Annotated in this window: 24 protein-coding genes; 10 read left to right on the forward strand and 14 right to left on the reverse strand. The window is 71.6% G+C overall.

Features of this window, described 5'->3' with window-relative positions:
* Positions 1–92: 92 nt before the first annotated feature.
* Both RIF65_RS13800 and RIF65_RS13805 read right to left on the reverse strand, forming a co-directional pair.
* Entirely contained in the window at positions 93–530 is a 438-nt protein-coding gene (locus RIF65_RS13800) for a hypothetical protein (RefSeq protein WP_309064804.1), read from the reverse strand.
* Positions 517–711 (reverse strand): helix-turn-helix transcriptional regulator, encoded by a 195-nt coding sequence (locus RIF65_RS13805; RefSeq protein WP_309064805.1) that lies wholly within the window; start codon positions 709–711, stop codon positions 517–519. The genes RIF65_RS13800 and RIF65_RS13805 overlap by 14 nt, the downstream gene beginning before the upstream one ends.
* A gap of 109 nt (positions 712–820) precedes the next feature.
* On the opposite strand from RIF65_RS13805, the gene RIF65_RS13810 reads away from it, so the two are divergent.
* A complete protein-coding gene (locus RIF65_RS13810) occupies positions 821–1,306 on the forward strand; it encodes a hypothetical protein (protein WP_309064806.1) in 486 nt (161 codons plus the stop codon).
* A 118-nt stretch (positions 1,307–1,424) separates the two neighbouring features.
* On the opposite strand, the gene RIF65_RS13815 is transcribed toward RIF65_RS13810, so the two are convergent.
* From RIF65_RS13815 to RIF65_RS13825, 3 genes are read right to left on the reverse strand one after another with little or no spacing between them, the layout of a single operon-like run.
* Positions 1,425–2,909, reverse strand: a complete 1,485-nt coding sequence (locus tag RIF65_RS13815) for an MFS transporter (protein WP_309064807.1) — start codon at positions 2,907–2,909, stop codon at positions 1,425–1,427.
* 49 nt (positions 2,910–2,958) lie between these two features.
* On the reverse strand, positions 2,959–3,642 hold the full coding sequence (locus RIF65_RS13820) for a response regulator transcription factor (protein WP_309064808.1): 684 nt from the start codon (positions 3,640–3,642) through the stop codon (positions 2,959–2,961).
* 21 nt (positions 3,643–3,663) lie between these two features.
* Positions 3,664–4,899 (reverse strand): sensor histidine kinase, encoded by a 1,236-nt coding sequence (locus tag RIF65_RS13825; protein WP_309064809.1) that lies wholly within the window; start codon positions 4,897–4,899, stop codon positions 3,664–3,666.
* 211 nt (positions 4,900–5,110) lie between these two features.
* On the opposite strand from RIF65_RS13825, the gene RIF65_RS13830 reads away from it, so the two are divergent.
* The 3 genes from RIF65_RS13830 (at position 5,111) to RIF65_RS13840 (ending at position 8,466) form a co-directional block, all read left to right on the forward strand.
* Entirely contained in the window at positions 5,111–6,094 is a 984-nt protein-coding gene (locus tag RIF65_RS13830) for an Ltp family lipoprotein (RefSeq protein ID WP_309064810.1), read from the forward strand.
* 97 nt (positions 6,095–6,191) lie between these two features.
* A complete protein-coding gene (locus RIF65_RS13835) occupies positions 6,192–7,052 on the forward strand; it encodes a phosphoribosylaminoimidazolesuccinocarboxamide synthase (RefSeq protein WP_309064811.1) in 861 nt (286 codons plus the stop codon).
* A 73-nt stretch (positions 7,053–7,125) separates the two neighbouring features.
* Positions 7,126–8,466, forward strand: coding sequence for a uracil-xanthine permease family protein (locus RIF65_RS13840; protein ID WP_309064812.1), 1,341 nt, complete (start codon positions 7,126–7,128; stop codon positions 8,464–8,466).
* Positions 8,467–8,604: 138 nt separating this feature from the next.
* On the opposite strand, the gene RIF65_RS13845 is transcribed toward RIF65_RS13840, so the two are convergent.
* Positions 8,605–9,231 (reverse strand): response regulator transcription factor, encoded by a 627-nt coding sequence (locus RIF65_RS13845; RefSeq protein WP_309064813.1) that lies wholly within the window; start codon positions 9,229–9,231, stop codon positions 8,605–8,607.
* On the reverse strand, positions 9,228–10,457 hold the full coding sequence (locus RIF65_RS13850) for a sensor histidine kinase (RefSeq protein ID WP_309064814.1): 1,230 nt from the start codon (positions 10,455–10,457) through the stop codon (positions 9,228–9,230). The genes RIF65_RS13845 and RIF65_RS13850 overlap by 4 nt, the downstream gene beginning before the upstream one ends.
* Positions 10,458–10,600: 143 nt before the next feature.
* On the opposite strand from RIF65_RS13850, the gene RIF65_RS13855 reads away from it, so the two are divergent.
* Positions 10,601–11,560 carry an SMP-30/gluconolactonase/LRE family protein gene (locus RIF65_RS13855; protein WP_309064815.1) on the forward strand — a complete coding sequence of 320 codons (960 nt, stop codon included), beginning with the start codon at positions 10,601–10,603 and terminating at the stop codon, positions 11,558–11,560.
* Here the strand turns inward: RIF65_RS13855 and RIF65_RS13860 are convergent.
* Together RIF65_RS13860 and RIF65_RS13865 are read right to left on the reverse strand one after the other, a co-directional pair.
* Positions 11,530–13,176 carry an urea amidolyase family protein gene (locus tag RIF65_RS13860; RefSeq protein ID WP_309064816.1) on the reverse strand — a complete coding sequence of 549 codons (1,647 nt, stop codon included), beginning with the start codon at positions 13,174–13,176 and terminating at the stop codon, positions 11,530–11,532. The genes RIF65_RS13855 and RIF65_RS13860 overlap by 31 nt on opposite strands.
* Positions 13,176–13,946 carry a LamB/YcsF family protein gene (locus tag RIF65_RS13865; protein WP_309064817.1) on the reverse strand — a complete coding sequence of 257 codons (771 nt, stop codon included), beginning with the start codon at positions 13,944–13,946 and terminating at the stop codon, positions 13,176–13,178. Before RIF65_RS13865 ends, RIF65_RS13860 begins: the two co-directional genes overlap by 1 nt.
* Positions 13,947–14,052: 106 nt before the next feature.
* On the opposite strand from RIF65_RS13865, the gene RIF65_RS13870 reads away from it, so the two are divergent.
* On the forward strand, positions 14,053–14,541 hold the full coding sequence (locus RIF65_RS13870; RefSeq protein WP_309064818.1) for a CinA family protein: 489 nt from the start codon (positions 14,053–14,055) through the stop codon (positions 14,539–14,541).
* A 17-nt stretch (positions 14,542–14,558) separates the two neighbouring features.
* Here the strand turns inward: RIF65_RS13870 and RIF65_RS13875 are convergent, their stop codons facing one another.
* Both RIF65_RS13875 and RIF65_RS13880 read right to left on the reverse strand, forming a co-directional pair.
* Positions 14,559–15,554, reverse strand: a complete 996-nt coding sequence (locus tag RIF65_RS13875) for a LacI family DNA-binding transcriptional regulator (protein ID WP_309064819.1) — start codon at positions 15,552–15,554, stop codon at positions 14,559–14,561.
* Positions 15,555–15,621: 67 nt separating this feature from the next.
* The gene (locus RIF65_RS13880; protein ID WP_375142203.1) at positions 15,622–17,052 is read right to left on the reverse strand and encodes a GH1 family beta-glucosidase; all 1,431 of its coding nucleotides are present in this window, start codon (positions 17,050–17,052) and stop codon (positions 15,622–15,624) included.
* 166 nt (positions 17,053–17,218) lie between these two features.
* Here RIF65_RS13880 and RIF65_RS13885 point away from each other — a divergent pair, with 166 nt between their 5' ends.
* Positions 17,219–17,752, forward strand: a complete 534-nt coding sequence (locus RIF65_RS13885) for an adenine phosphoribosyltransferase (RefSeq protein WP_309064821.1) — start codon at positions 17,219–17,221, stop codon at positions 17,750–17,752.
* A 7-nt stretch (positions 17,753–17,759) separates the two neighbouring features.
* Here the strand turns inward: RIF65_RS13885 and RIF65_RS13890 are convergent, their stop codons facing one another.
* The gene (locus RIF65_RS13890; RefSeq protein WP_309064822.1) at positions 17,760–18,446 is read right to left on the reverse strand and encodes a MerR family transcriptional regulator; all 687 of its coding nucleotides are present in this window, start codon (positions 18,444–18,446) and stop codon (positions 17,760–17,762) included.
* A 311-nt stretch (positions 18,447–18,757) separates the two neighbouring features.
* On the opposite strand from RIF65_RS13890, the gene purS reads away from it, so the two are divergent.
* Both purS and purQ read left to right on the forward strand, forming a co-directional pair.
* A complete protein-coding gene (gene purS / locus RIF65_RS13895; RefSeq protein ID WP_309064823.1) occupies positions 18,758–19,006 on the forward strand; it encodes a phosphoribosylformylglycinamidine synthase subunit PurS in 249 nt (82 codons plus the stop codon).
* Positions 19,003–19,710 (forward strand): phosphoribosylformylglycinamidine synthase subunit PurQ, encoded by a 708-nt coding sequence (purQ, locus tag RIF65_RS13900; RefSeq protein ID WP_309064824.1) that lies wholly within the window; start codon positions 19,003–19,005, stop codon positions 19,708–19,710. The genes purS and purQ overlap by 4 nt, the downstream gene beginning before the upstream one ends.
* Positions 19,711–19,840: 130 nt before the next feature.
* Here the strand turns inward: purQ and RIF65_RS13905 are convergent, their stop codons facing one another.
* A complete protein-coding gene (locus tag RIF65_RS13905) occupies positions 19,841–20,269 on the reverse strand; it encodes a DUF1761 domain-containing protein (protein WP_309064825.1) in 429 nt (142 codons plus the stop codon).
* 79 nt (positions 20,270–20,348) lie between these two features.
* On the opposite strand from RIF65_RS13905, the gene RIF65_RS13910 reads away from it, so the two are divergent.
* Entirely contained in the window at positions 20,349–20,864 is a 516-nt protein-coding gene (locus RIF65_RS13910) for a hypothetical protein (protein ID WP_309064826.1), read from the forward strand.
* Here the strand turns inward: RIF65_RS13910 and RIF65_RS13915 are convergent.
* Entirely contained in the window at positions 20,816–21,574 is a 759-nt protein-coding gene (locus RIF65_RS13915) for an SDR family NAD(P)-dependent oxidoreductase (RefSeq protein WP_309064827.1), read from the reverse strand. The two genes, RIF65_RS13910 and RIF65_RS13915, sit on opposite strands and share 49 nt — an antisense overlap.
* Positions 21,575–21,586 lie beyond the last annotated feature (12 nt).

Here is a 21,586-nt window from a genome sequence, read left to right on the forward strand (position 1 = left end):
GGATGCCGGAAACTGGCGCGCACATGTGGCGCGGATGCCGGAAACTGGCGCGCCCAACGGGCGGATCCGCCGGACAACGCATGTGGCGCGGGTCAGCCCCGCCGCACGAAGTACCAGTTGGCGAGCAGCCACACCACGGCGAGCGCGAGGAACGTCGCGACGCTCGCCCAGCGTGCGGCCGGGTCGGTGTCGGCGACGGCGTGCACGACCAGCTGACCCGCAGTCAGCACGAGGGAGGCGACGCCGACGACGGCCAGGCCCTTCGCCGCGGCGGCGCGGTCTCGCTCGTCCGCGTACTCCAGCGCGTTGACCCGCTCCAGGTCGCTCGACGAACTGCGCCGGGCGAGCAGCGCGCCGATGCCGCCGCCGACACCGCCGAGCAGCAGCGCCCAGCCGGGAACCGCAAGGCCGGACACGAAGCACACCACCGCGCCGCCGATGCACAGGCCGACGAGCACCGTGTTGACCGGCGACATCGGCCAGCGCACGCGGGTCGCTGCGCCCTCCTCGTTCGGATCATCCGTCGACATCGAAGACCTCCTCCACGGTGGATCCGAAATGGCGCGCCAGGTGCACCGCGAGCGTGAGCGACGGGTCGTAACGCCCGGTCTCGATCGCGTTGATGGTCTGCCGGGAGACGCCGACGGCCGACGCGAGCGCCTGCTGCGACAGCCCGCGCTCCGTTCTGAGCTCCTTGACCCGGCTGCGCACGTGTCCACGGTAGGGGAATCACGCCGGTCTGTAAAGCGGACTTGACACACATCGCGGATGTAAAGCAGGCTTGTCATGTCAAACACGCTTTACACAACCGGAGGACACCATGCAGGACGCGCTCATCGACTTCACCGAGTCCCTTCCGCTCTGGCTGCAGTGGGCGGGGGTGATGCTGGCCGCCGCGATCCCGTTCATCGAGTCGTACTTCGGCACCCTCATCGGCGTGGTCGCCGGCGTCCCGCTGGCGGTCACGCTGCTCGCGGCGGTCACCGGCAATGTGATCTCGATGCTCGCGTTCGTCTTCGTCGCCGCGACGGCCCGCCAGAAGGTGCTCGCCCGCCGCGGCGCCGGCGCGGATGCCGTCGAGCCGTCTCCCCGCCGCATGAAGGTCAAGCGCATGTTCGACCGGTTCGGCGTCCCGGGCGTGAGCCTGCTCGGCCAGACGGTGCTGCCCAGCCAGATCACGTCGGGGATGATGGTCTCCTTCGGCGCCAGCCGGAACGCAGTGATCCTCTGGCAGATCATCTCCATCATCGTCTGGGCGGTCGTCTTCGCCTTGATCGGCCAGGCCGGGATCGCACTGTTCCGTTGACCGAGCTTCACACGTGCGCTGCAGTTTCCGGCATCCGCTTCATCGATCAATGGCGCGGATGCCGGAAACTCGCGCACACGTGTGACCGGAGGGCCGGAGCGCCCGCACCCGGCATCCGTCAGCGGGCGGAGTCGGTCTTGCGGTAGCGGCCGAGGAAGAAGGATGCCACCAGCGCGACGGCCATCACGGCGGCGGGCAGCAGCATCGCCTGCGCCATGCCGGCTGAGAAGCCGGCCGCGATCTCGGGAGGCATCGGACCGGTCTCCGCGACACCGGCCGGCGCGTCGGCCAGGCCCGGCAGGTTCGCCTCGAGACGCGACTGCATGAAGGCCGCGATCGCCGCGGAGCCCACCACCGAGCCGATGGTCCGGGTGGTGTTGTAGATCCCGGCGCCGGCGCCGGCCTGCCGGGGCGGGAGGTTCCGCGTCGCGGTGGTCGCGAGCGGTCCCCACATGCCGGCGTTACCGATGCCGATCACGGCCGACGGCAGCAGGAACATCCAGGTCGGGGTGTCCATGTTCGTCATCGCAGCGTTCCACAGCTGGCCGCCGGCGACGCACAACAGGCCCGGCACCAGGATGAGGCGCGGATCGACCCGGTCGAGGAGCTTACCGGCAGCCGGGGCGAGGGCACCGGACATCACCGCCATCGGGATCATCAGCAGCGCCGCCTGGGTGGGGCTGAGCTCGCGGGCCAGCTGCAGGTAGAACATGAACGGCAGCGACATCGCGGTGACGGTGAAGCCCACCGCGGCGATGGCGACGTTCGCCCCGGAGAAGTTGCGGTCGCGGAACAGCGCCAGCGGCACCAGCGCCTCGCTGCGGGTGAACCTCTGCTGCACGACGAACAGCACGAGCACCACGGCGCCGGCGATGATCAGCCCCCACACGGTGATGGGTCCGACGATGACGCCCCAGTCGTGCTTCTCGCCCTCCTGCAGGCCGAACACGATCAGGAACAGCGCGACGGCGCTCAGCACGACGCCGACCACGTCGAAGCGATGACGGTGGGTCTCGAGCGAGGGCACCAGCATCCAGGCCAGCACGAAGCCGACGACGCCGACCGGCAGGTTGACGAAGAAGATCCACTCCCAACCGAGGGCGTCGACGAGCAGGCCGCCCAGCAACGGGCCCACCAGCGTGGCCACGCCCGCCGTGGCACCCCAGAGCCCCATCGCGGCGCCCCGTCGGTCGGGCGGGAACGTGCGGGTGATCACCGCCATCGTCTGCGGCGTCATGAACGCCGCACCGAGACCCTGCGCCGCACGCGCGATGATCAGCCCTTCGAGCGTGGTGGACAGGCCGCACCACAGGGATGCAAGTGTGAACACCGCCAGGCCGATGAGGTAGATGTTCTTCGGCCCGAACCGGTCGCCGAGGCGCCCGGTGATCAGCAGCGGCACCGCGTAGGCGAGCAGGTACGCGCTGGTGACCCACACCACGTTGTCGAGGTTGTTGGTGTCGGGGTCGAGCGCCGCCTTGATGGCGGGGTTCGCGACGGAGACGATCGTGGTGTCGACGAGGAGCATGAAGAATCCGATGACCAGGGCCCACAGGGCCGGCCATGGACTCCGGGTCTTGATGGGCGCCGTCTCCGTAGTCACCCGGTCACGCTACACCTGTCGTCGGACAGCCGGCGGCGCGACCGTGTGCTCAGTCCAGCACCGGACCGAGCCCCGCACGCTCCAGGATCACGCCGACCTGCACCCGGTTGCGCGCGCCGAGCTTGGCGAACACCTGCTCGAGGTGGGTCTTCACTGTGCCGGCCGAGATGTGCAGCGCGGCGCCGATCTCCTGGTTCGTCGCACCGGATGCCACCCCCGTGGCCACATCGCGTTCGCGGTCGGTCAGCATCGCCACCCGCTCCAGCGCGGCGCGCCGCCCGGAGGTCCCCTCGTTCTCGACGGCGCGACGCACCAGCTGTGCGGTGCTGCGCCCCGAGATCACGCTGTCACCGGCGGCCGTCCGGCGCACGGCGTCGATGATGCGCGCGGGAGACTCGTCCTTCAGCAGGTAGCCGGTGGCGCCGGCGACCAGCATCCGCACCAGGTGGTCCTCCGCGTCCATGCTGGTCATCGCGAGCACGCGCGAGTCGGACTGCGCCACGATCACCGCCGTGGCCTCGGGGCCGCCCATGCCCGGCATCCGCACGTCCATCAGCACCACGTCGGGGCGGTGCGCGCGCACGAGCTCGACGGCGGCGGCACCGTCGGCGGCCTCGCCGATCACATCGATCGCCGGATCCACCGAGAGCACGAAGCGGAAGCCGTTGCGGATGAGCGGCTCGTCGTCGACGAGCAGGACGCGTACGGCGTCTCCGGTCTCAGGGCTGGCCACGCCCCGAGCCTAGCGGCGGCCTCAGACACGCTCCTGCCACGGCAGCGTCACGTCGACGATGAACGCGCCCTCGTACGGGCCGATCCACGCGGTTCCGCCGAGCGCCTCGGCGCGCTCCCGGATGCCGATCAGCCCGTTGCCTCCGCCCGGGACGGCGGGGGCGAGGCCGGGCTGCAGCGCGTTCTCCACGCGGATGCGGGCACCGCTGTACGGGTTGACCTGCACGAACACGTCGACGAGAGCCCCCCGCGCGTGCTTCATCGCGTTCGTGACCGCCTCCTGCACGATGCGGTGCACCGCACTGTCGAGCTGAGCGGTCGCGCGCTCCGCAGCCTCGATGACGACGAAGCCCGACACCTGCTGACCTGCCGCTCGCAGATCGGACAGCAGGGTGCCGATCGCGCGCATCGTCGACGGCGCCGACGCGCCGGCGACCGGGCCGCTGCGCAGGTCTCCGATCAGGCCACGCATGTCCTGCAGCGCGGCGTGGGTCTGCTCGCGCACCGTGCGCGCGATCTCCCCGGCATCCGTGCCGGTCGCAGCGGCGGCCTCGAGCGCGCCGGCATGCAACGAGACGACCGACAGGCGGTGCGCGAGCGCGTCGTGCATGTCGCGAGCGATGCGCTCACGCTCGGCCTGCCGCACCATCTGCTCGGTGAGTGCGTCGGCGCGGCGGTGCTCCTGCTCGGCGCGGGCCTGGCTGTGCGCGGCGACCTGCCGCGTGCGGGCGTGCAGCACGAACCCGGCGGCCACGCCGAGCGACAGCGCCGCCCACACGAACGAGGCGACGATCCAGGCCGGCTCGTACTGCGCGTCGACGCGCTGGGTGAAGTACCAGGACAGTGCCGCTCCCCAGGGCGTCGCCGCCTCGCGCACGGCATACAGCAGCACGAGGCCACCGGTCGCGGCGGCGATGACCCGAGTGCGCTCCGGCCACCGCCGGACGCACCGCACGGCTCCGATGAGCAGCAGCAGGTAGGTCACCCCGGTGAGAGCCAACAGCGCGCCGGCGACGAGCGCGATCACCGGACGCTTCGGCCAGAACGCCGAGGCCCAGCCGGCGCACACGGCGAGCGCCACGCCCGTTCCGAGGTCGGTGATGTGAGCGTCGGTGCCGGTGAACGTCGCCGCCCCCGGCACGTTCACCACGGCCGCGATGTCGACCAGCACCCCGAGCGCGAACAGCCCGACAGCGCCGGCGGCGCCGGCGCCGGTGCGCAGGCGGCTTCGCCGGGGGGAGGGGACAGGGGTGGCCACATCACGAGCGTAGGACCGGCCGGCGACATCCCACCTCCGCCGGGCGGCGAGCGTCACCTCCCCCGAACGGCAGAGGCAGGTGTGGCCGGGTGGCCCATCCAGCGGGGCGGATGCCGTTGGGATGCTGACTCCACCGGTGCCCGCAGCTGGACGCGGCGCCGGCCGGGAGGCGGCTCCCGGCTTTCACCCACACGCACAAGAGGACACTCCCATGAGCTTCGACAACGGCAACCACACTCCCCCGCCCCCGCCCGCATCGCCGGTACCGCCGATGGCGGCGACCGTGCCGCTGGCACCGCCGGCCGGACTGGGTGCACCCGTCCCGCCGCCCACCGCGACGGGCGGCAAGTCGTTCCTGACCACGTGGCTTCTCGCCCTGCTGCTCGGGATCGTCGGCGCCGACCGGTTCTATCTCGGCAAGATCGGTACCGGCCTGCTCAAGCTCTTCACCCTCGGCGGCCTGGGCATCTGGGCACTGATCGACCTGCTCATGGTGCTCACCGGCGCGACGCGGGACGCCTCCGGTCAGCGGCTGGCCGGCTACGACGACCACAGGAAGATCGCGTGGATCGTGACGGGAGCGGTGATCCTGCTGGGGATCGTCCTGAACATCGTGTCGCCGAAGCCGGAGGCGCCCTCACCGGCATCCGCTCCGGCACCCGTCAGCACCCCCGCCGACGATGCCGACGAAGAGCCCGCCGAGCCGGCGCCGGCGATCGTCCCCGACATGGTCGGCACCACGATCGGCATCTCCCGGCCCATCGCGGAGGCGTACGGCCTCACGTTCACCGCGCCCGCGGATGCCACCGACGAGTCGGTCATCGCGAGCCAGTCGATCGAAGCCGGGCGGGAGGTCGAGCAGGGCACCGAGGTGGTCGTCACCGTCGAGCCGCCGAAGCCGAAGCTCACCGTGGAGCAGCAGAACGCGATCGGCAAGGCGCAGGACTATCTGGCGTTCTCCGGATTCTCGCGCGCGGGACTGATCAACCAGTTGGAGTTCGAAGGGTTCTCCACCGAGGCCGCCACCTTCGGGGCCGACAACGCGGGAGCGGACTGGAACGCGGAGGCGGCCGAGAAGGCGAAGAGCTACATGGACCTGTCAGAGTTCTCCCGTCAGGGGCTGTACGACCAGCTCGAGTTCGAGGAGTTCACGCCCGAGCAGATCGAGTTCGCTCTGGCAGCCGTCGGCTACTGAGCGCTTGACGGCCACTGACCGCGACGCCCGTGCCCGGTGTCCACGACGCCGGGCACGGGCGAACACACGGCCGGCGCCGCGATGGGATGATGAACGGGTGAGCGAAGCACAGAGCATCCCCGGCTGGCGGCACATCTACTCGGGCAAGGTCCGCGACCTGTACGCCTGCGAGGATCCGGGCGACACCCGCATCCTGGTGGTGGCGTCCGACCGGGTCAGCGCATTCGACTTCGTGCTCTCCCCCGGCATCCCGCAGAAGGGCGAGCTGCTCACCACGCTCAGCCGCTGGTGGTTCGACCGGCTGGACACCCCGAACCACCTCGTCGACGGCGAGATCCCGGATGCCGTCGCCGGGCGCAGCATGCTCGTCATGGCGCTCGACATGCTGCCTGTCGAGTGCGTCGTGCGGGGCTACCTGACCGGTTCCGGCTGGGCGGAGTACACCGAGCACGGCACGGTGTGCGGCATCCCACTCCCCGCCGGCCTGCAGAACGGCGACCGGCTCCCCGAGCCGCTGTTCACCCCCGCCTACAAGGCCCCGATGGGCGAGCACGACGAGAACATCACGTTCGAGCGCACCGTCGAGCTGGTCGGCGCCGAGCGTGCCGCGCAGCTGCGGGACGTGTCGCTGGACCTGTACCGTCGCGCCGCCGCGATCGCCGAGGAGAAGGGGCTGATCCTCGCCGACACCAAGTTCGAGTTCGGAGTCGACGCCGACGGCATCCTTCGACTCGCCGACGAGGTGCTCACCAGCGACTCCTCCCGGTACTGGGATGCCGAGGCGTGGCGCACCGGGTCGACGCCGGACGAGCGCATGGCGAGCTTCGACAAGCAGATCGTGCGCGACTGGCTGGCTGCGAACTGGGACAAGCAGGGCGAGCCGCCCGCGTTGCCCCAGCGGATCGTCGAGAACACGGCCGCCCGGTATCGCGAGCTGATCCACCGCCTGACCGCCTGACCGTCGCGCGCGGCGGAGCGATAGGGTTTCCTCGGTCCTGATCCCGACCGATCCCCACCCCGAGGAGACCCTCATGCCGCTGTGGCAGATCCATGGCGACGGTCGCACCGTCGCGCCCGGCCAGGTCGTCAAGCCCGAGGAGCGGCTGAGCTGGCCGGCCACCATCGCGATCGGCGCTCAGCACGTCGTGGCGATGTTCGGTGCCACCTTCCTGGTGCCGATCCTCACCGGCTTCCCGGTCTCGACCACACTGCTGTTCTCGGGCCTGGGCACGCTGCTGTTCCTGCTGCTCACCCGCAACCGGCTGCCCAGCTACCTGGGATCGTCGTTCGCGTTCATCGCGCCGATCACGGCGCTGAACGGCGGCAACCCGCTGGCATCCGGGGAGCAGATCGCGCAGGCGCTGGTGGGCGTCGCAGCCGCCGGCATCCTGCTCGCCGGCATCGGCTTCCTTGTGCAGGCCGTCGGCACCGGCTGGATCGACCGGCTCATGCCTCCGGTCGTCGCCGGCTCGATCGTGGCGCTGATCGGCTTCAACCTGGCCCCGGCGGCGTGGAACAACTTCCAGCTGCAGCCCGAGATCGCCACGGTCACGCTGGTCGCGGTGGTGCTGTTCAGCGTGCTGTTCCGTGGCTTCCTCGGGCGCATCTCGATCTTCCTCGGCGTGATCGTGGGGTACGTGTTCGCCGCGATCATCGGTCAGGTCGACTTCTCGCGAGTGGCGGATGCCCCCTGGGTGGGGCTTCCGGACTTCCACCTCGCCGCGGTAGGCGACCCCGCCGCGTGGGCGCTGGTGCCGATGTTCCTGCCGGTCGTGCTGGTGCTCATCGCCGAGAACGTGGGACACGTCCGCGGTGTGGCCACGATGACCGAGGATCCGTCCATCAACGCCCGCACCGGCCGCGCCCTCGTCGCCGATGGTCTGGCGACCACCGTCGCCGGCGCGTTCGGCGGATCCGGCACCACCACTTACGGCGAGAACATCGGCGTCATGGCGGCGACCCGCGTGTACTCCACCGCCGCGTACTGGGTGGCCGGTGTCGTGGCCGTCCTGCTCGCCTTCTCCCCCAAGGTCGGCGTGATCTTCAACACCATCCCGGCCGGTGTGCTGGGCGGTGTGACCACGGCGCTGTACGGCCTCATCGGCGTCATCGGCATCAAGATCTGGGTCGACAACCGAGTGGACTTCTCGCGCCCGGTGAACCAGTACACGGTCGCCGTGTCGTTCGTCATCGCGATCGCCGGTTTCGCGATGGGCTGGGGAGCGTTCCAGCTCGGCGCGATCGTGATCGGCACCGTGGCGGCGCTGCTCATCTACCACCTCGGCAACGCGATCGCCCGCTGGCGGCGGACCGGAGCCGACGACGGCGGACCGATCCCCGCGGTCGGCCCCCTGGGCGGCGACCCGGAGTGAGCAGGCGGCGGCGACTCCGCCCCGCCCCGCGTGGGAAAACCCGGACCACCTGGCCGCCCTGCGGCGTGTCGACCCACGACACGCCGTGGCGGAGCGGAATCGTCCGGGTTTCGCCCCGGCCGCCTGCCCGGCGGACTCTCAGCGCCGGATGATCCGCTGCTCGATCGCCGCGGCGACGGCCCCCGCCCTGGTGTCGACGCCGAGCTTGCCGTAGATGTGCGAGAGGTGCGACTTCACGGTCGCCTCCGACACGAACAGCGCCTTGGCGAGCTCGCGGTTGCCGAGCCCGTCGGCGAGCAGTTCCAGCACCTCGACCTCGCGCTCCGTCATCCGCGGCTGCGGCGACGCGGCACGCCGCATCAGCACGCCGGCGACCGATGGCGCGAGCGCGGGCTCGCCCTTCGCCACCGCGCGGATGCCGGCGAAGAGCTGCTCGGGCGGAGCGTCCTTCAACAGGTAGCCGGCGGCTCCGGCATCCAGCGCGCGCAGGATGTCCGACTCGCTGTCGTACGTCGTCAGCACCAGCACCGCGGGCGCCGGGTCGAGGGCGCGCAGCCGCGCGGTGGCCTCGATGCCGCCCACGCCATCGCCGAGGCTCAGGTCCATCAGCACCACGTCCGGCCGCTCGGCCTCGACCACGCGCATGGCCGCACCGGCATCCGCCGCCTCGCCGACCACCTGCAGATCGTCGCTCGATTCGATCAGCGCGCGCACTCCGGCGCGGACCACCGGGTGGTCGTCCACCAGCACCAGACGCAGCGTCATCCGGCATCCCTTCTCGTGACGGGGAAGACGGCCGACAGCGTCGAGCCCTCCCCGGGTGCGCTCTCGATGTCGAGCGTGCCGCCGAGCTCGGCGATCCGCTCGGCGATGCCGTCGAGTCCCCGACCACGGCCCTGCGCACGCCGCTGCTCGGCGGCGTTGCGCCGCGCGGCGGGGCGGGCGTCGAACCCGACGCCATCGTCGCGGATGTCCAGCCGCAGCTCGCCGGGCTGCGCCGTCAGACTCACCACCGTGCGGGTCGCCCTGGCGTGCTCGGCGACGTTGGCGAGCGCCCCGCGGACGGTGCGGATGATGGCGGATGCCACCGGCAGCGGCACGTCGCCCAGCGCGCCGTGGCTGCGGAACTCGACCGGAAGGCCCTGCTGCGCGGCATCCGCCACCACCTTCTGCATCGCGGCGGGCAGCGACCCGGCGGTGCCGCCCAGCTCGCCGGGGGCGAGGTCGCGCACCACGCGGCGCACCTCGTCGAGCCCGGCCCGCGCGGTCTCGGCGGCGGTGCGCACCTGGCCGCGCGCGGAGTCCGGGCGGCGGTCCCAGCCCTGCTCGGCCGCCTGCAGCAGCAGGTTGATGCTGGTCAGGCTCTGTCCGACCGAGTCGTGGATCTCGCGGGACAGCCGCGCCCGCTCGGCGAGCGCCCCCGCCCTGTGCTGGGCGGCGGCGAGATCGGCCTGCGTCTCGGTGAGCTCGTCGACCAGGCGCTGGCGCGCGGTCGCCTCGCGGTCGAGGGCGCGATAGGCGACGATCGTGGCGAACGCGATGCCGATCGGACCGGCGACGATCGTCGGGTCGAACTCAGGGGCGATGCGCAGCTCGGCGGCGATCACGACGGCGGTCATCGCGGCGACCACGGCGGACGCCGGCCAGAACGGCAGCACCTGCAGCACCGAGAACGCCAGCGGCACTGCGGCCCACGCGAACGACGGGGCGGTCAGGGTGAGCACGACCCACAGCGCGCACACGACGAGGGTCCACGCGGCCGGCCACGCGCCGCGGCGGGGCACGCTGCGCTGCAGCAGTGCGACCCCGGCGAGCAGCACGGCACCGGTGAGCACCAGCGCGGCCGTGCCGTCGAGGTCGTGGCGGAGCACGTAGCGCACCGCGCACACCGCCAGCAGGGCGAGCAGCACGACCTGCAGAGCCCGGCCGAAGCGCACCGGCGCGAGGATGCCGCGGACGCCGTCCTGCCCGGTCGCGATCGCACGGCTCATGCCGCACAGCCTACGGATCCGCGGGCTCCCACGGCATCATCCGATCGGCTATCCGGAACCATCCGGGTGGCCGTGGCGTGGGCGACGCCGCAGGAGAAGACTGATATCGGCCGCGACCCGGCGGCCCCGACAGAGGAGAACCCATGCTGCTTCGCTCCACCGCGACGGCCGTCGCCGCCGCAGCCGTCATCGCCCTCGGCTCCGCCTCCCCCGCACTTGCAGACCAGGACGACCGCCACCACCGCGGCGAGTCCTTCACCCTCACAGGCGACGCGGCCGGCAGCCGCTTCGAAGGCATCGCCGCCGACGAGCGCCGCGGCGTCTTCTACGTCAGCGAGACCACCGGCGGCGAGATCCACCGCGGCGACGCCGGCACCGACCAGACCGTCGAATGGCTCGCCCCCGGCGCCGACGGACGCACCACCGCGCGCGGCATGACCGTCGACAAGGACGGCAACCTGTACATCGCGGGCGGACCGAACGGCCTGGGCACCGGGCTTCCCGACGTGTGGGTGTACTCCCCCGAGGGCGAGCTGCTGACGGCGCTGCGGATGCCGGCATCCGACGTCTTCGTCAACGACGTCGTCATCGGACCCGACGGCGCGGCGTACTTTACCGACTCCAACGACCCGCGCATCTACCGCGTGGCCCTCGAGGGCGGCGAGTGGACGGCGACGGTGTGGGCGGATGCCACCGGCACCATCACCCGTCAGGCCGGCTTCAACCTGGGTGGCATCGAGGTGTCCCCCGACGGCAACGCGTTCATCGTCGCGCAGGGCAACGTGGGCAAGCTGTGGCGGTTCGGCATGGACGGGTCGATCAGCGAGATCCCGACCGGCGGGGTCGACCTGGTGAACGCCGACGGCCTGGTGCTGCAGGGCACCTCGCTGACCGTCGTGCGCAACTTCTCCCGTGTCGTCACGACGCTGCGCGTCGCGGCGGATGCCGGCAGTGCGACCCTCGTCGCCGAGCAGCCGAGCAGCCCGACCCGAGTGCTCACCACCGCCGCCGAGCTGCGCGGCGAGATCCTCTACGTGGACAGCGAGTTCGGCCCGAACCCGCCGGTGCCGCCCTACGAGGTGGTGACCGACCCGTTCGAGTGAGCGGCGCGCCGGAACCGCACCCGCGTGCCCGGTGGCAGCTGCCCCGCCAGGTCGAGGAACCGGTCGGTCACGGCACCCGCGATCGGGTAGCCGCCGGTGAGCGGATGGTCGCGCAGGAACAGCACCGGCTGTCCGTCCGGCGGCACCTGGATCGCGCCCGTCTCGGCTCCCTCGCTGGGCAGCTCGCCGGGCACCGCGCGTTCCAGCGGCAGCGCGCCGTGCAGGCGGATGCCGATGCGGTCTGAGCGCGGCGTGACCTCCCACTCCTGACCGAACAGGGCCTGGATCGCGGCCGGGGTGAACCAGTCGTCGCGCGGTCCGAGGGTGATCTCCAGCTCGACGACGTCGCCGGGAGCGGGCAGGACCCGCGGGACCGGGTGCGGGTCGACGGCATCCGGAGCGATGGCGGGGTCACCGATCGCGACGACATCGCCGACGGTGAGCGGGGCGGGTCCGAGCCCGGCGAGCGTGTCGGTGGCGACGCTGCCGAGAGCGGCGGATGCCAGGATGCCGCCCCGCACCCCGATGACGTAGCGCAGGCCCCGCAGCGGGTGCCCGAGCAGCAGTTCGTCGCCGTCCGCGTACGCGAACGGCGCGCCGTGACGGATGCCGCGGTCGACGCCCTCGCGGTCGGTCAGCGCGATGTCGCCCTTGGCGCCGGTGACGGCGGCCACCCCGGCGCCGTGGAAGCGCAGCACGACGCCGCCCACGCATTCGAGCACGGCAGCGTCGCGCCCGTTGCCGACGGCGTGGTTGGCGTCGCGCATCGCGGTGCGGTCGGCGGCGCCGGATGCCGAGACGCCGAGCGCCGCGTGCCCCGGGCGTCCGCGGTCCTGCACGAGGAGCTGCAGCGCGGGGCGGACGACCTCGATGCTCGAACGGGAAGCGGCGCCCCCGTCGAGGCCGCCACCGGTCGTCGAGCGAGCGAAGCAAGACGAAACGCGCCGCTGTCCACGGGACTCCCCACCGAGCGGGGGCGTCTCGTCTCGTCGCTCCGCTCCTCGCTCAACGACCGCGGCGCGTTCGAACCGCACCCGCGTACCGGGGGCGAGCAGGGCCGGCGGGTCGCGGTGGACGTCCCACATCACGGCATCCGTGCGGCCGATCAGCTGCCACCCGCCCGGACTCTCCCGCGGGTACACGCCGGTGAACCGGCCCGCGAGTCCCACCGCACCGGCCGGCACCCGCGTGCGCGGAGTGTCGCGCCGGGGCACATCCAGCAGCGGGTCGTCGCCGACCACGTACCCGAAGCCGGGCGAGAACCCCGAGAACGCCACTCGCCACTGGGCGGCGAGGTGCCGCGAGATCACCTCGTCGACGGTCATGCCGAGCAGCCGGGCGACCTCGTCGAGGTCTTCGCCGTCGTACCGCACGGGGATCGTCACCTCGGCCTGTGGGCGCTCCGCCCCGGCATCCGTCGTCGTGGCGTCCAGCCGCGCTGCGAGCTCCTCAGCACGCGCCTCGAGCGGGTCGAACCGCACCAGCACGGTGCGCGCGCCGGGGATCAGCTCGCGCACACCCGGCATGCCCTCCCACGCGTCGCGCAGCCGCAGCGCCTCATCGAGATCCGCTGCTTCGACCAGCAGGGCGCGGTCCGAGGCGGGCAAGATGCGCATCAGGCGTCCCCGGCGGCGAACGGGGCGATCGTGACGCCCGCCTCCTGCAGCATCCGCTTCGTCTCCGCCGCCATCGCGACCGCGCCGGGGCTGTCGCCGTGCACGCAGACCGAGTGCGCGTCGACACGCACGTCGGTGCCGTCGATCGCGCGGATCACGCCCTGCTCGGCCAGGCGGACCATGCGTCGCCCGACCTCTGCGGGGTCGTGCAGCACCGCGCCGGGCTGCGTGCGCGGCACCAGACGTCCGTCGGGCAGGTATGCACGGTCGGCGAACGCCTCGGCGGCTGTGGTGAGCCCGGCGCGCGCGGCGATGTCGAGCACGACGCCGCCGGCCGGCCCGAGCAGCACCAGGCGGGGATCGAGCGCGCGGACGGCCGCGACCACGGCGGTCGCCTGCCGTTCGTCGCGGGCGACGGTGTTGTAGAGCGCGCCGTGCGGCTTCACGTACGCCACGTGCCCGCCCACCGCCGCGGCCAGCCCGGCGAGGGCGCCCAGCTGGTACTCGACGTGCGCCTGCAGGGTCGCTGCATCGATGTCGATCTCGGCGCGGCCGAAGTTCTCGTAGTCGCGGTATCCCGGGTGCGCGCCGATCACGACGCCCCGCGTCACCGCCGCGGCGAGCGTGGCGCGGATACCCTCGGGGCTGCCGGCGTGGAACCCGCACGACACGTTCGCGCTGGTGACGATGTCGAGCATGCTCTCGTCGTCGCCCACCACGCGGTCGGGCGTGTTCTCGCCGAGATCCGAATTGAGGTCGATGGATGCCATGCTCACGCTCCCTGGTTCAGCCTATTGCCGCCCGCCAGGGCCGGGACGGGCGCGCGGCCTGTCAAGCCCCTGCCGTCGTCGAGGGCGGCGGGTATCGTCGGGCGACATGGATGACGTCGCACAGCTGAGTGACCTGGCCCGCGCGCGCGGCCTTCGCATCGCGGTCGCGGAGTCGCTGACCTCCGGCAAGCTGGCCAGCGTGGTCGGCGCCGGCGAAGAGGCGTCCGAGTGGTTCGCGGGCGGGATAGTGGCGTACTTCACCGAGGTGAAGGAACGCGTGCTCGGGTTGCAGCCCGGAACCGACCCGTGTTCGGCGGAGTGCGCGGAGCAGCTCGCGGCCGGCGCGCGCGAGCTCTTCGACGCCGACCTGAGCGTGTCCACCACCGGCGTCGGCGGCCCCGATTCCGAAGGCGAGCACGAGCCAGGAACCGTCTACCTCGGCTGGGCCACGGGCACCACCGTCGGACACCGCCGACTCGCCCTCGACGGCGACCCGGCGCAGGTGCTCGACGACACGGTCGCCGCCGCCGTGCGCCTGCTCGCCTTCCATGCCGCCGAAGTGGAGGGGCGGGATGCCGCGGAGGGGGCAGCCTGACGGCATCCGCTCCCGGCTCAGGCCGACTCCCGCACCACCAGCTCGGTCGGCAGGATGACACGGTGCGGGGCGCTGCGCCCGGCGAGCACGTCGAGCAGGACGGATGCCAGGGTCTCCCCCTGCGCGAACATCGGCTGCCGCACGGTGGTCAGCGGCGGATCGGTGGCCAGCGCCACCGGGGAGTCGTCGAAGCCGACCAGCGCGACATCCTCCGGCACGCGCAGTCCGGCGGCGTGCAGCACACCAAGCGCTCCGCGCGCCATCAGGTCGCTCGCCGCGAAGATCGCGTCGGGTCGCGTGCCTGCGGCGAGCAGGGCGCGGGCCGCGGCGGCGCCCCCGTGCTCGCTGAAGTCGCCATCCGCCTCCCCGACCGGTGCGAGTCCGGCATCCTGCAATGCGGATCGGAAGCCGGTGAGCCGGTCGACCCCCACCGCCATCGTCAACGGACCCGTGATGGTCGCGATGCGGCGGCGGCCGGTGCGGATCAGATGCGCGGTCGCCTCCCGTGCCGCCTGCACGTTGTCGACGTCGACCACATGGTCGCTGTCGCGCTCGTTCACCGGGCGGCCGCCGAACACCACCGGTACCGCGTCGGCGATGCGCTCGACGAACACGTCGCTGGTGTGGTGCGACACTATGATCGCGCCGTCCACACCCCCGTTGCAGATGAAGCGGACCATCTTCCCACCCGGGTCATCGCTCGCGATGAGCAGGGTGAGCACATAGTCCGAGGCGCTCATCCGGGCGTTGATCCCGGCGACCACGGACGCCAGGTAGGGGTCCCCGAAGAACCTCGCGGTGTCCTCGGGGATCACCAGCCCGACGGCGTGCGTGCGTCTGCTGGCCAGCGAGCGCGCCGCCCGGTTGGGGGCGTAGTTCAGCGCCTGGATCGCCTGCTGCACGGCCGCCACGGCCTCGGGGCTCACCGCGGTCGACCCGTTCACGACCCGCGACACGGTCGAGCGCGAGACGCCGGCGAGAGCGGCGACCTCCTCGATCGTGGGGCGGGGCATCGGTTCCTCCGGTGATGGGGTGTGAGCTGGGGCCCTCGACGGGCTCAGGGCCCCAGTCCGGCGGGCGTCAGACAGCGCGGTCAGCGATGATCCGGGCGTACTCGCGGCCGCTCTGTTTGACGGTGCGCTGCTGGGTGTCGTAGTCGACGCGCACGATGCCGAACCGCTTCTGGTAGCCCCAGGCCCACTCGTAGTTGTCCATCAGCGACCAGTAGAAGTACCCGCGCACGTCCACGCCCTGCTCGATCGCGTCGAGGGTGGCGGCGAGGTGATCGCGCAGGAACGCCGCGCGTTCGGCATCCGCCACCGCCCCGCCGTCCCCCACGGCGTCGTCGTAGGCGGCGCCGTTCTCGGTGACGTACAGCGGCACGTCGCCGGAGTAGTCCTTCGCGACGCGCTGCAGCAGGCGGGTGAGCCCCTCGGGCTGCACCTCCCAACCCATGGCGGTGCGGGGCAGGCCGCGCTCGACCCAGTGGATGCCCTCGTGCGAGGGGAACGGCGACGCGGTCTGACGATCCTGACCCTCGGTCTTGTGCGGGTCGCCCTCGGCGCCGGGCTGCGGGTGTCCGGAGAGCAGTTCGCCGTGGTAGTAGTTGATGCCCAGCGCATCGAGCGGCGTGGAGATGACGTCCAGATCGCCGTCGTGCACGGCCTCCTGCCACGCAGAGACGGCCTCGGCGTCGACCTCGCGGAAGTCGCGCACGATGTCGCTGGGGTACTCACCGTGGAAGAGCGGTGCGAGGAACCAGCCGTTGAACTGCCCGTCGATGCGCCGCGCGGCGTCGATGTCCACCGGGTCGTCGACGTCGGCGGGATCCGCGACGGTGAGGTTGAGCGTGATGCCGAGGTCGAGGGACGCGTCGCGCTCGCGCAGCGCCTGCACGGCACGGCCGTGCGACAGCAGCAGGTGGTGGGCGGCGAGCAGGCCGTCGCGGATGCTGGTGCGGCCAGGCGCGTGCACGCCGGCGGTGTAGGACAGGAACGACGAACACCACGGCTCGTTCATGGTGGTCCAGTGCTGCACGCGATCGCCCAGCGCGTCGTGGACGCTCAGCGTGTACTCCACGAACCGGTCGACGACCTCGCGGCTTGCCCATCCGCCGCGCTCCTCGAGCGCCTGCGGCATGTCCCAGTGGTGCAGCGTCAGCCACGGCACGATGTCGGCGGCCAGCAGCTCGTCGACGAGCCGCTTGTAGAAGTCCAGGCCCTTCTCGTTCACAGGGCCGGCGTCAGGACGGACGCGCGACCACGACGTCGAGAAGCGGTAGGTCTGCAGGCCGAGCTCCTTCATGAGCGCGACGTCTTCGCGGTAGTGGTGGTAGTGGTCGCAGGCGACGTCGCCGTTGTCGGCGTTCACGACCGCGCCGGGCACGCGGGAGAACGCGTCCCAGATCGACGCGGTCCGGCCGTCCTCGAACGCGGCGCCTTCGATCTGGTACGCGGCGGTGGCCGCGCCGAACAGGAAGTTCTCGGGGAAGGTTCGGGTCATGGCGTCCATCTTCCCACCTGGACCCGGGTCGGTGGGAGCGCTCCCATTCCCACCCTCTCGCGCGCTCTGCGTTCACAACTCAGGAAGAACGGAGTGGGAAGTGCGTCGGGGCCCCCGAAACCGGCGCGTTCCGCGATCTTCTCCTGAGTTGTGAACATCGGCGTACCCTTGACCGGTGCCCTCCGCCGAACTCCCGCCCGCGCTCGCGCGCGCCGCGTCGCTGATCCGTACCGTCCCCGATTACCCGCAGCCCGGCATCCTGTTCCGCGACATCACGCCGCTGCTGGCGGATGCCGACGCGCTGCGCACCACGATCGACGCGCTCCTCGAGCCGTTCGCGGGGGAGTTCGACGTGGTCGCCGGCATCGAGGCGCGTGGGTTCATCCTCGCCGGTGCAGCGGCGATGGCGGCGGGGGTCGGGCTCGTCCCGATCCGCAAGGCCGGGAAGCTGCCCCGCCCCGCGGCATCCGTCGACTACTCGCTGGAGTACGGCACGGCGACGGTCGAGATGCACGACGACCTCCCGGCCGGCACGCGCATCCTGCTGATCGACGACGTGCTGGCGACCGGCGGCACGCTGGCCGCGGGCCGGCAGCTGGTGGAGCGCCTGGGTCACCGGGTCGCCGGCATCACGGTGCTGTTCGAGATCGACGGACTCGGCGGGCGCGACCTCATCGGCGACCTGCACACCGTGTTCCACTCCTCCTGACGCGCGATCAGGCGTCCGCCTTCTCCTTCGGCGGAGGCGGCATCGCCAGCCACGGCGGTGCGTCGCCGCGGTCGATCGCCGCGCGGATGGATGCCGCAGCGTGGGCGAGACCGTTGATCGCCACGAGCTGTCTGGCACGGGCGCTGATCGCCATCAGCATCCGTCGTGCGATCTGATCGGCCGATCCCGTCGGCCCGAGCGCGGCGACGTTGCGCGTGGCGATCGGCTCGAGGGCGTCGGCGTACTCCATCAGTTCGTCGACGTCGTAGTCGAGTCCGGCGGATGCCGCGAACGCGAGCGCATGCACGAGGCCGCGCTCGGCGGCGCCGGGGTACCCGCGCCAGTCCCGCCGCCGCATCAGTTCGTAGGTGCGCTCGCGGAACGGCTCGTAGGCGGGGTCCGTCTCGACCTCGGCCGGCGTGCCGAGGGCGAACGCCTGGCAGGCGTTCATCACATCGAGGGTCGTGGAGCTCTCGTCGTCGATGAGGGTCGTGAGCGTGCGGATCTCCGAGATCGAGGCGCCATGCTCGTACCGCAGCAGCTTCACCAGCAGCACCCGGTCGAGGTGACGCTCGTCGTACACGGCGGTGGTCTGATTGCGCAGCGCTCCGGGCGGTACTATGCCCACGCGGATCCAGTGCTTCAGCGTCGTGGTGGTGACACCCCCACGGCGGGCGAGCTCGCCGAGCTTCATGCCGTTCCTCCCCAGCCGACCGACGCATTGGAGAGTGCGACAGGCTGCAACTCTCCAGAATGCGCGTTCGGTGGATTGACTCTAACCTGCTGTCGAGGGACGCGTCGCGCCGACGGGGGACCTTGCGACGGATTCGTCGCACGCTGGGGATGTTTCGGCAGATCCGGACGGAGGGTGGAGGGGGCTTCGCCTCCGTCCGGACATCCCCTCTTCGCCGCGTCTCGCCCGCGCATCGCAGTCTCCTGCGGCATCCGCTGGTCCGGCATCCGCACGAGCCGAACGCCCTCGGCGCGATCCCGTAGAATCACAGCATGCCCACCATCGTCGTCGACGTCATGCCCAAGGCCGAGCTTCTCGACCCGCAGGGGAAGGCCGTGTCCGGTGCATTCGCACGTCTCGGCGTCGAGAGCTTCAGCCAGGTGCGCATCGGCAAGCGGTTCGAGCTGACCGTGGACGGCGAGGTCACCGACGAGGTGCTGGCCGAGGCGCGCCGCGTGGCCGAGGACGTGCTGTCGAACTCGGTCATCGAGGACGTCGTGGGCGTCGAGGTCGCGGAATGACGGTCCGCATCGGGGTCATCACCTTCCCCGGTTCGCTGGACGACCGCGACGCGCAGCGGGCGGTTCGGCTCGCCGGCGCCGAACCGGTGGCGCTCTGGCACGGTTCGCACGACCTCGAGGGCGTGGACGCGCTGGTGCTGCCCGGCGGGTTCAGCTACGGCGACTACCTGCGCTCCGGCGCGATCGCCGCTCTCTCGCCGATCATGACCGAGGTGAAGGATGCCGCCGCCAAGGGCATGCCCGTCCTGGGCATCTGCAACGGCTTCCAGATGCTCGTCGAGGCGCACCTGCTTCCGGGCGGCCTGATCCGCAACGACCACCAGCACTTCGTGCGGCGCGACCAGCGTCTGATCGTCGAGAACCACGACACCGCGTGGACGAACACGTTCTCGAAGGGCCAGGAGATCGTCATCCCGCTGAAGAACGGCGAGGGCGGTTACATCGCCGACGAGGACACGCTCGACCGTCTGGAGGGCGAGGGGCTCGTCGCGTTCCGCTACGCCGGCGTGAACCCGAACGGGTCGCTGCGCGACATCGCCGGACTCACCAACGAGGCCGGGAACGTGGTCGGCCTCATGCCCCACCCCGAGCACGCCACCGAGCCCGGCTTCGGCCCGGACACCTCCGCGGCCATGCGCTCCGGCGTGGACGGGCTCGGGTTCTTCCAGAGCGCGATCAACGCCGTCGCCCGCGTCGCGGCCTAGCTCGCGCGGCGCCGCGGCGCTTCGTGTGCGCCGAACGCACGGCATCCCGCCGAGTGCACGGCCTGGCGACGGCGATAAGCGGTGCGCTCGACGACTTCCCGTGCGCTCGACGCTGCACGGCCGCGTGGGATCAGATCCCGGCGGGAGGCCAGACGCCGATGATGATCGCCATCACCAGCAGGGTGACCAGCTCGAATCCGATGTTCAGCGTCGTGAGCCTGGTGGAGCGCCCCTCGAACGCGTCGTGGGTGATGAAGCGGGCGGCCGTGAACCCTGTCCAGAGCGTCACCGCCGTCACGACAGCCGCCCAGAAGTACGAGCCCTCGTAGAAGTGCCAGGCGATCGACGACGCGCCGGCGAGCACCCAGGCGGTGATGAAGCTCACGATGACGGTCGTCACGATCGCCATGGTCGCGCTGTTCGCCGGCCGATCCATGTCGACGCCCGCCAACCGCGACCAGCGGGTGCCGAACACCTTCGGCGCGTACCAGACGGCGCCGACCACCATGCTCGACGCGGTCGCGATCAGCACGGCCCAGTAGTTGATCTCGGGAACCATGACGCCTCCTCACTCGATGCCTGATCGGATGCCGCTCACGCTACTCCCCCGCATCGCCATCCGGGCGCACAATGTGACCATGACCGACGATCACGTGCTCGGGCCCGGCCTGCTGCCCACCCCGTTCACGGCGGCGGAGATCCGCGAGTCGAGCCGCGCGGGCAAGACGATCCTGCTGCGCGTCGAGCAACCAGACGGCACGAGCTACGAGCGGGTCAACCGGTTCCGAGACGGGGATGACGAGGGCGCCACGCTGGAGCAGTGGCGCACGGACGCGCCGGGCGAGCTGTCGTCCCGACGGGTCACCTGGCGCGAGCTGCAAGAGCACGCCGCCTTCGCGGCCGACCGCACGACCGTGACGTCCGAGACCGTGGACCTGCCGCTGGGTAGGCTCGAATGCCTCCGCTACGAGACGCGCGACGAGCCGGATGCCGTCCCTGCGACGTTCTGGTTCGCCCTCGCCCACCCCGGGATGCCGGTGCGCTTCGACGCCCCGGCGGCGGGCGGCGGGGTGATCCGCACCACCGTCCTCGAGGTCGAACCCGGTCAGGCGATCCCGCCGCCGTCAACGACGAGTGCCGAGCCGGTGACGTAGGACGAAGCATCGCTCGCCAGCCATACCACCGCGCTCGCGATCTCGGTCGGCTGCCCCATGCGGCGCAGTGGCCGGTCGGCCGCCTCGGCGAGGAATCCGTCTTCCGCCTGACCGAGCTGACGTGCCTCCTCGCGCAGCATCCCGGTGTCGACGTCGCCGGGGTTGACGGAGTTGACGCGGATGCCGTCCGGGCCGTGGTCGATTGCGAGCGCGCGGGTCATGTTCACGACCGCGCCCTTCGAGGCGCAGTACGAGATCGCGCGGCCACCGCCCTTGAGGCCCCATCCGGAGCCGGTGTTGATGATCGAGCCGCCACCTGATGCCTTCATGATCGGCACCACGTGCTTGCACATCAGGAAGATCGCGCGGACGTTGACGCCGAACACCCGGTCCCATTCCTCGACCGTCGTCTCGACGGCCGTGGTACGCCGGATGATGCCCGCGTTGTTGAAGACGACGTCGATGCCGCCGAGCTCGGTGTTCGCCGTCTCGACGACGCGGCGGATGTCGTCCTCGCTCGACACGTCGGCACCGATGGCGATCGCTGTGCCGCCGGCCGCGCGGATCTCCTGGGCGACGGCCTCGGCGGCCACGGCGTTCAGGTCGACGACCGCGACGGCCGCGCCCTCCGCGGCGAAGGCGAGGGAGGTGGCGCGGCCGATGCCGCCGGCACCGCCGGTGACGATCGCCTTCTTGCTCTCGAGCTGCATGGGTTTCCTTCC

The sequence above is a fragment of the Microbacterium sp. genome (genome assembly GCF_031180975.1).
In the GTDB taxonomy this organism is placed as follows: domain Bacteria; phylum Actinomycetota; class Actinomycetes; order Actinomycetales; family Microbacteriaceae; genus Microbacterium.

Excerpts from the sequence above, each read along its gene's own strand:
- RIF65_RS13915 (WP_309064827.1), bottom strand. The coding sequence starts at position 21,574 with ATGCAGCTCGAGAGCAAGAAGGCGATCGTCACCGGCGGTGCCGGCGGC.
- RIF65_RS13850 (WP_309064814.1), bottom strand. The coding sequence starts at position 10,457 with ATGAGCCGTGCGATCGCGACCGGGCAGGACGGCGTCCGCGGCATCCTC.
- RIF65_RS13860 (WP_309064816.1), bottom strand. The coding sequence starts at position 13,176 with ATGCGCATCTTGCCCGCCTCGGACCGCGCCCTGCTGGTCGAAGCAGCG.
- RIF65_RS13910 (WP_309064826.1), top strand. The coding sequence starts at position 20,349 with ATGACCGACGATCACGTGCTCGGGCCCGGCCTGCTGCCCACCCCGTTC.
- purS (WP_309064823.1), top strand. The coding sequence starts at position 18,758 with ATGCCCACCATCGTCGTCGACGTCATGCCCAAGGCCGAGCTTCTCGAC.
- RIF65_RS13870 (WP_309064818.1), top strand. The coding sequence starts at position 14,053 with ATGGATGACGTCGCACAGCTGAGTGACCTGGCCCGCGCGCGCGGCCTT.
- RIF65_RS13905 (WP_309064825.1), bottom strand. The coding sequence starts at position 20,269 with ATGGTTCCCGAGATCAACTACTGGGCCGTGCTGATCGCGACCGCGTCG.
- RIF65_RS13840 (WP_309064812.1), top strand. The coding sequence starts at position 7,126 with ATGCCGCTGTGGCAGATCCATGGCGACGGTCGCACCGTCGCGCCCGGC.
- purQ (WP_309064824.1), top strand. The coding sequence starts at position 19,003 with ATGACGGTCCGCATCGGGGTCATCACCTTCCCCGGTTCGCTGGACGAC.
- RIF65_RS13890 (WP_309064822.1), bottom strand. The coding sequence starts at position 18,446 with ATGAAGCTCGGCGAGCTCGCCCGCCGTGGGGGTGTCACCACCACGACG.
- RIF65_RS13880 (WP_375142203.1), bottom strand. The coding sequence starts at position 17,052 with ATGGACGCCATGACCCGAACCTTCCCCGAGAACTTCCTGTTCGGCGCG.
- RIF65_RS13865 (WP_309064817.1), bottom strand. The coding sequence starts at position 13,946 with ATGGCATCCATCGACCTCAATTCGGATCTCGGCGAGAACACGCCCGAC.
- RIF65_RS13875 (WP_309064819.1), bottom strand. The coding sequence starts at position 15,554 with ATGCCCCGCCCCACGATCGAGGAGGTCGCCGCTCTCGCCGGCGTCTCG.
- RIF65_RS13855 (WP_309064815.1), top strand. The coding sequence starts at position 10,601 with ATGCTGCTTCGCTCCACCGCGACGGCCGTCGCCGCCGCAGCCGTCATC.
- RIF65_RS13845 (WP_309064813.1), bottom strand. The coding sequence starts at position 9,231 with ATGACGCTGCGTCTGGTGCTGGTGGACGACCACCCGGTGGTCCGCGCC.
- RIF65_RS13810 (WP_309064806.1), top strand. The coding sequence starts at position 821 with ATGCAGGACGCGCTCATCGACTTCACCGAGTCCCTTCCGCTCTGGCTG.
- RIF65_RS13830 (WP_309064810.1), top strand. The coding sequence starts at position 5,111 with ATGAGCTTCGACAACGGCAACCACACTCCCCCGCCCCCGCCCGCATCG.
- RIF65_RS13800 (WP_309064804.1), bottom strand. The coding sequence starts at position 530 with ATGTCGACGGATGATCCGAACGAGGAGGGCGCAGCGACCCGCGTGCGC.